The sequence below is a fragment of the Intrasporangium sp. genome (assembly GCF_036566125.1).
Lineage (GTDB): Bacteria > Actinomycetota > Actinomycetes > Actinomycetales > Dermatophilaceae > Intrasporangium.
The window spans coordinates 1-7,942 of the sequence record NZ_DATCWX010000102.1 but is presented as its reverse complement, the minus strand read 5'-3'; the positions used below and the strand labels follow the sequence as shown (position 1 = coordinate 7,942).

Here is a 7,942-nt window from a genome sequence, read left to right as displayed (position 1 = left end):
CGGCGCCTTGGCTGGACGGGATCGGGGGGGGTGACCCGGCAGTATGGCCGGGCCGCGCGACTGACACCCCCTCTGGAGTGGAGCGGGTGTCGTGGCCACGCTCTGAGCACGAAAGTGCGCGGAACATCCGCGGAACCTACGCCGGATTTCGTCTCAAAACGCGTGGTCATGGTGAGACGATTGCCGCATCTTTGCAGGTCAGCGACCTAAGGACACGAGTGCCCCCGGCAGGATTCGAACCTGCGACACCCGCTTTAGGAGAGCGGTGCTCTATCCCCTGAGCTACGAGGGCGGGACAGCCCAGCCATTCTGTCAGGTCCCACGCTGCCACCCCGAATCGGCTCGCCAAGCCAACCACCCGCCGGGCGTACCCTGACACCAAGCCCGCCGACGAAAGGCTCGCCATGGACTGGGACGGCCTGATCGAGATCTTCAACCCGGGCCACAAGCACTTCGCCGAGGAGCGCGACCGCAAGCGGATCGAGGCGCAGATCCCGGGCAACGAGGGGGACCCCAACAAGACGTGGGTGGATCTCGACAAGGGGGTCGTCCACCTCGCCATGCCGCCCGAGCGGAACGCGGGTTTCAAGGTTCCCGAGGAAGCCCACGCCGAGGGCGACGACTCCTGAGGTCGTATGCCGCTGAGCCGGCCCCGCGCCCAAGCCAACCTTGAGCGCGGAGCGAGCTGAGCGGCATACGGCAAGATCTGTGTCTCGCTTCCGAGACAACGGCCGCCTTCGAGTGGCGGCCAACCCCCGGTTGATGGGAATGTGACCTCACCCACATTCGTCAGGGGAACCTCCAGGGGGTTTCGGATGAAGCGTCTGCGTGTGTTCACTGTGGTCCTCGGCATGGTCGCCGCGCTGCTCGTCGGGCTCACGCCCACGGCGTCGTCGAGTGCCCCGAGAGCGGATGAGGCGCTCGACGCCTACACCGCAACGGTTTCCCCGAGCCAGCTCCGCGAGCTGGCTCGCCTCGGCCACGACGTCGGGGCCAACAAGGCGTCCGGCTCGAACGTCGAGGTCGACCTCGTGCTCACCAAGAAGGAGCGAGATCAGCTGCACGCCAAGGGAATCTTCCCGCAGCTGACGAAAGTCAAGGGCGGCCAGACGGTCCGGCAGTTCGCGGCCGCTGAGGCCGCCAACGGGTTCACCGTCTGGAAGTCCTGGGACGAGCCCGGCGGCATCCGAGACCAGCTCGTGCAGACCGCGGCGCAGAACCCGTCGATCGCCAAGCTCGTCAAGATCGGCACGACGCTCCAGGGCCGCGACATGTACGCGATCAAGCTCACCCAGGGCGCCCGCGGCATCGAGGACGGCAAGCGTCCAGCGGTGCTCTTCAGCGCGACTCAGCACGCGCGCGAGTGGATCGCGACCGAGGTCGACCGCCGCCTGATGAACTGGTACGTCGAGCGCTGGCGCGCCGACGACCCCGAGGTCAAGAAGCTGCTCCAGACGACCGAGCTGTGGTTCGTCCCGGTGGCCAACCCGGACGGCTACCAGTACACGTTCGACACCGAGCGGCTCTGGCGCAAGAACCTGCGGGATGTCAACGGCGACGGCCAGATCACCACGGGTGACGGCGTCGACCTCAACCGCAACTTCCCGAACCACTGGGGCTACGACGAGGAGGGCTCGTCCTCGATCTCGTCGAGCGAGACCTACCGCGGCACCGGGCCGGTGTCCGAGCCCGAGACGGCCGCGATGAAGGGCCTGCTCGACCGGATCGGCTTCGCCTTCCAGGTCAACTACCACTCCAACGGCCAGTGGCTCCTCTACGCCGAGGGCTGGCAGATCGGCACGCCGACGTTCGACGACCCGATCTACTACGCCATGTCCGGCAACCTCGACAAGCCGGCCATCAAGGACTTCCACCCGGGCCTCAGCTCGGACGTCCTCTACGTGACCAACGGCGAGACGACCGACTACGCCCACGTCGCGACGGGCGCGCTCGCCTGGACCCCCGAGCTGTCCGAGGGCTGCGACGGCTGCGGCTTCGTCTTCCCCGACGACGAGGCGCTCGTGCAGGCGGAGTTCGAGCGGAACCTCCCGTTCGCCCAGTCCGTCGCGACGTCCGCGGCGGACCCCGACGACCCCGTCTCGACGGTCGGCCTCAAGACCAAGCCGTTCTACCTGAACAGCGACGACCCCTACAAGCGCGGCAACCCGCACACCGAGCTGACCTTCCAGTACTCCTACGGCGACCCGCAGCCCGTGGCCGTCAACGCCAAGCGGAGCCTCGGGCCGGTCACGGTGAAGTGGCGCGTCAACGGTGGGGCGGTGCAGTCCGCGCCGACCTCCGAATGGGCTGGTGGCGAGCGTTACTCGCCCGCGAGCGTCTACTACCACCAGATGCGCGGCGTCGTGACAGGCACGGACCCAGGCGATTCCGTCGAGGTCTGGTTCGAGGGCGGTGGCCAGAGGAGTGACTCGTTCACCTACCAAGCCGTATCCGAGTCCGGCAACCGCGTCGTCGTCGTCGCCGCCGAGGACTACACCGGTGCCTCGCCGGTGCAGACGCCCGGCCCGCACTACCTCGACTACTACCTGAACGCCTTGGCGGACAATGGGATCGAGGCGGACGTCTACGACGTCGACGCCCGCGGGCGGGTCGCACCCGACGCCCTCGGCGTGCTCAGCCACTACGACGCCGCGATCTGGTACTCGGGCGACGACATCGTCACCCGCACCGCCGGCCTGACCGGCGGCAACGCCGACCGGCTCGCGCTTGACGAGCTGCTCGAGTTCCGCGCCTACCTCAACGAGGGCGGCGCCGTGGCCTACACGAGCGACTTCGCCGGCGCCCAGTACACCGGCAACGTCGGCACTCAGCTCTACGACCCCAAGGGCGAGATCGCCTGCAACCCCATGCCGTCGGGTGTCGACCCGCGCCGCTGCCTCCGGCTGGCCGGATCGGGCGACGGCACGAACGACGTCCTCCAGTACTGGTTCGGCGGCTTCGTGGGGATCGCGGGCGACGGGCTCGACGAGGACGGCAACCCCTTCGGCCTCGTCGGCACCGACACGCCGTTCGACGGGCTGACCTGGGGCCTGGGCGGGCCGGACAGCGCCGACAACCAGGACGACACCATGTCCTACGTCGCGACGAGCGGCATCCTGCCCGTCGACCAGTTCAAGCAGTTCGACAGCTGGCCGGCATCCCTGTGGGACAAGCCGGGTGGGCCGTTCGCACCGCGGACCGGCACGGAGTACGTCTACTCGCAGATCTCCGATGTGTCCTACAAGCGCCTCGCGCGGACGATCGACGTCCCATCCGACGGCGCCACGCTGTCGTTCTGGACGTCCTACGACACCGAGGTCAACTGGGACCACCTCTTCGTCGAGGCCCACACCCCGGGCCAGCAAGACTGGACGACGCTGCCCGACATCAACGGCCACACGACGACCGCGCCGGGTGACAGCTGTGAATCCGGCTGGGTGGACCTGCACCCGCAGTTGGCGCATTACCAGACCTGGGACGGCGCCAGCTCGTGCACTCCGACCGGGACGTCCGGCTCGTGGAACGCCGCCAGCGGCAACTCCGGCGGCTGGCAGCAGTGGTCCGTCGACCTCTCCGCCTGGAAGGGCGGTCAGGTCGAGGTCGCGATCGCGTACGCGAGCGACTGGGCCACCCAGGGGCTCGGCGTCTTCGTCGACGACGTCGAAGTGTCCACGGGCGAGGGCACCACCTCGTTCGAGGGCGGCCTCGACGGCTGGAGCATGCCTCCAGCTCCGGACGGTAGTGCGACGAACGCCAACACCTGGGTTCGCACCGACGCGTCGGGCTTCCCCGTCGGCAGCTCGGTCGCGACCCCGTCGACGCTCCTCATGGGCTTCGGGATCGAGGGCGTGACCAGCCGCGAGGGCCGCGCCGACGTCATGGAGCGCGTCCTCGGCCACCTGCTCAACTGAGGCCGAAGACAAAGACAGAGGTCGTATGCCGCTGAGCTCGCCCCCGCCCAAACGTCACCGTGGGCGCGGGGCCGGCTCAGCGGCATACGGCAGCATTCCTTTCTCGTGGCGGCAGCGCTCACGTGTTTGTCGGTCATCTTTGGCTAGCCTGCAGGAATGACCGACGTCTCCCGGCCCGACCCAGTCCTCCGGGCTGAGTTGACCTCGGGTGACCCGCGGGCCGACCGCGTCGCGGGGGCGGTCAAGACGTGGCAGCGCGCCCTGGTCGATCTGGGCGGGCGCAACACGCTGCTGTGGTATCGCGACCTGCCGTCCGGCACGCTCGACCTCACGACCGCCCACCCCGGAGGCGTCTCGATGCTGCTGGCCGGGCGGAAGACGCGCCTGTCCGACCTCATGCGTGAGCCGGGCGCGCTCGCGGAGGCGAGGCGTCGTGCGCGGGCGATCCGGGCCAAGGCCCAGGAGCTCAAGGAGGAGCGCGGCATCGCTGCGGGCTTCCTGGCCATCGGCATGGCGACGTGGACCGTGCCGCGCGCGACTCGAGCGCCGGCTGCGCCCGTCCTGCTCTGGCCGCTCGTGCTGCGGCCCACGGCTCCAGGTCAGCAGGACTTCGACCTGGACCTGGGGCCCGAGGTCGAGTTCAACCCGGTCCTCATCGAGTACTTACGCTCCGAGCAGGGGCTCGAGGTCGACGGGGAGTCCCTCGCGGACCTCGCGACGAAGGGTGACGCGTTCGACCCCTATCCGGTCTATGCCGCCCTGAAATCGGTGTGCGAGCGAGTGCCCGACTTCGTGATCGCGCCGCGCCTGCTCGTCGGCACCTTCTCCTACGCCAAGCTGCCCATGGTGGCCGACCTCGCGCTGCAAGGGTCCTCGCTCGCCGACCACGACGTCGTCGCAGCCCTCGCGGGTGACGACTCGGCCCTCGCAGCGGTCCGGCTGCGGGTGCCGGAGAGCGATCCCGAGCCCGACCCCGAGCACGAGCACCTCGTCCTCGACGCCGACTCCTCCCAGCACGCGGCGATCGACGCAGTCCGGGCCGGCGCGCACCTGGTCATCAAGGGACCACCCGGCACCGGCAAGTCGCAGACCATCGCCAACCTCATCGCCTCCTTGGCGGCCGAGGGCAAGTCGGCGCTGTTCGTCGCGGAGAAGCGGGCGGCCATCGACGCCGTCCTCGGGCGGCTCGACCGGCTCGGCCTCGGCGAGCTCGTGCTCGACGCCTACGACGGCACGACGAACCGGCGCGCTACTGCCCGACAGTTCGCGCGGGCCCTGGACTCGGCTCTGAGTGATGAGGGGCGCCGGGTGTCGTCCTCCTCCCCAATCGAGAGAACAGCTTCTGGGACAGCCGGCTCGATCCTCAAGGAGCGGCGGGGTCGGCTGGTCGCCCACGTGCAGACCATGCATTCGGTGCGCGAGCCCTGGGGCGTGTCGGTCCACGACGTGCAGGAGGCGTTGGCAGAGCTGGCGACGAGGAGTCCCTCGCCCGCCTCACGGGTGCGCCTCAACGGTGCGGTCCTCGCTGGTCTGGGTCGCGAGCGCATCCGGGAGCTCGCCGGACGGCTCCGCGACGCCTCGGGGCTCGGGGCCTGGGCCCAAGATGGTGCTGACCCGTGGTTCGGGGCGCGGATCCTGACGTCGGACGAGGCAGCCCGGGCGCTCGACATCACGACCCGTCTCACCGGCGGTGGGCTGGACGAGGCCGGTGCAGAGCTGAACGCGCTGCTCGCCGAGTCGCACGTGCCGCCGGCGACCTCGCTCGTGGACTGGCAGTCAGCGCTGGACACGATGGCGGCGGTGCGCCACACGCTCGAGGTATTCCGACCCGAGATCTTCGACCTTCCGCTGGACGAGCACATCGCTGCCACAGCGACTCGGGAGTGGCGCGCCGAGAGCGGGGTCGACATGGGCTGGCTGACCCGCTGGAAGGTGCGGCACCAGGCCAAGCGGCTGCTGCGCCCGGGGCGGCCCCCGGAGGACCTCCACGAAAGGCTGCGCTTGGCGAGCGAGCAGCGGACGCAGTGGTATGCCCTCGTCGGTGGTGGTGGCCGCCCAGAGATCTCGCCGCGTCTCGACGAAGGGCTCGATGCGCTCGGCCGCCTCCGCGACGACCTGGAGTGGCTCGAGGAGCGGCTACCCGGAGCCGGACCTGCGCTGACGGAGTTGTCCCTCGTCGACCTGCAGGGCCGGTTGGCTGCCCTCGCCTCCCGGCCTGACCGCCTCGCCGTCCTGCCCCACGTCACTCGGACCCTCGACGACCTGCGCGGCGCCGGGCTGGGCCCGCTCATCGACGACCTGGCCGCCCGGGGAGTGCCCACGGTGTGCGTGCCCGCTGAGGTGGACCTCGTGTGGTGGGCCTCGCTCGCGCAGGAGATCAGCTTCCGTGACCCGGCCTACGGCGCTCATGACGGCGAGGCGCTGTGCCACGCCGTCGAGGAGTTCGTCGTCGCTGACCACGCGCACTTGGACGCCACCGTGGACCGGGTCCGCGAGGCTGTCGCCCGCAATATCCGCGAGGTGCTCGGGGACAACCCGGCGCAGGAGGCCCTCGTCCGGGCCGAGGCGGGGAGAGCACGACGCCACAAGTCCCTGCGAGACCTCATGCCGCAGGCCTCGGCCGCGCTCACCGCGATCAAGCCGTGCTGGGCCATGAGCCCCCTCGTCGTCGCGTCCACTCTGCCGCCCGGGCGGTGGTTCGACGTCGTCATCTTCGACGAGGCCTCACAGGTGCAGCCGGCCCAGGCCATCTCGGCGATCTCGCGGGGGCGGCAGGTCGTCGTGGCCGGGGACGAGCGCCAGCTGCCTCCGACGAACTTCTTCACCGTCGTGTCCGACGACGAGGGCACGCCGGCGACGGACGAGGACGTTCTCACCGAGGGATTCGAGTCGGTGCTCGACGTGCTGGCAGCGGCCCTGCCGACCCGGCGTCTGACGTGGCACTACCGCAGCCGCGACGAACGCCTCATCGCCTTTGCCAACGCGACGATGTACCACGGCGGGCTGACGACGTTCCCTGGCACCGCCGTCGAGTCGGCGGTCACCTTCGAGCCGGTGGAGGGCCACGCGGTGGTTCAACCCGGCGAGCAGACGATCGAGTCCACCAGCGCCGAGGTCGACCGCGTCGTCAGCCTCGTGCTCGACCATGCGCGCAGGCGTCCGCACGAGTCGCTCGGCGTCATCGCCCTGGGCATCAAGCACGCGAACCTCATCGACGACGCCATCACGGCCGCGCTGCGCGGTGCGCCCGACGTCGCCGACTACTTCGACCCTGATCGCGACGAGCGGTTCTTCGTCAAGAACCTCGAGCGGGTGCAGGGCGACGAGCGCGACGCCATCATCCTGTCGATCGGCTATGGCAAGACGCCCCACGGTCGGGTCCTGCACCGCTTCGGACCGCTCAACATCGAGGGCGGCGAGCGGCGCCTCAATGTGGCCATCACGCGGGCCCGGAACCGGATGACCGTCGTCTCGTCCCTGCTCGCCTCGGACCTCGACCCGTCCCGGCTCAAGGCCAGCGGTGCGATCATGCTGCGCGACTTCCTCGCCTATGCCGAGGCGCGAGGGGCTTCGGTTCCTAGTGCCGCGGGCGCCGCTCCCGTTGCGACCCGGAATGCGCTCCGCGCCGACCTCGCCGAACGCCTTCGCCGCGAGGGCCTGGTCGTCCACGAGGATTACGGCACGGCGGCGCAACGCGTCGACGTCGCGATCGAGGACCCCTACCACCGCGGCCGGGTGCTCGTGGCCGTGGAGACGGACGGGCCGCGCTACGCCGCGATGCGCAGCACCCGCGATCGTGACCGGTTGCGGCCGGAGCAGCTGGGACGCCTCGGGTGGGTCCACCTGCGCGTCTGGAGCACCGATCTGTTCCGCGACCCGGCGCGCGAGATTTCCCGCATCGTCCGGGTCACGCGGGAGGTTCGCCCACGCGGGCCCGAGCCAGAGTCGCGACCGGCTGGCGGCGCCGTGCTCAACGGCAGCGTGCCGGCCCTGTCAGCCGAGTCGGGCGAGTCGGCGGAGTCGGCGGAGTC

At 70.1% G+C, this 7,942-nt stretch carries 3 protein-coding genes and 1 tRNA gene; 3 read left to right on the top strand and 1 reads right to left on the bottom strand.

Annotation, left to right across the window (positions count from 1 at the left end):
* Nucleotides 1-219: 219 nt before the first annotated feature.
* A tRNA-Arg gene (locus VIR15_RS06265) sits at nt 220-292 on the bottom strand.
* A 112-nt stretch (nt 293-404) separates the two neighbouring features.
* On the opposite strand from VIR15_RS06265, the gene VIR15_RS06260 reads away from it, so the two are divergent.
* The 3 genes from VIR15_RS06260 to VIR15_RS06250 form a co-directional block, all read left to right on the top strand.
* The gene (locus tag VIR15_RS06260) at nt 405-629 is read left to right on the top strand and encodes a DUF6191 domain-containing protein (protein WP_331926618.1); all 225 of its coding nucleotides are present in this window, start codon (nt 405-407) and stop codon (nt 627-629) included.
* A 186-nt stretch (nt 630-815) separates the two neighbouring features.
* Nucleotides 816-3,911: a M14 family metallopeptidase gene (locus VIR15_RS06255; protein ID WP_331926617.1), complete on the top strand. Its 3,096-nt coding sequence runs from the start codon at nt 816-818 to the stop codon at nt 3,909-3,911.
* Between the two features lie 156 nt (nt 3,912-4,067).
* On the top strand, nt 4,068-7,942 hold a 3,875-nt coding region (locus VIR15_RS06250), incomplete at its 3' end, for a PDDEXK-like endonuclease domain-containing protein (RefSeq protein WP_331926616.1).

Excerpts from the sequence above, each read along its gene's own strand:
- VIR15_RS06260 (WP_331926618.1), top strand. The coding sequence starts at position 405 with ATGGACTGGGACGGCCTGATCGAGATCTTCAACCCGGGCCACAAGCAC.
- VIR15_RS06255 (WP_331926617.1), top strand. The coding sequence starts at position 816 with ATGAAGCGTCTGCGTGTGTTCACTGTGGTCCTCGGCATGGTCGCCGCG.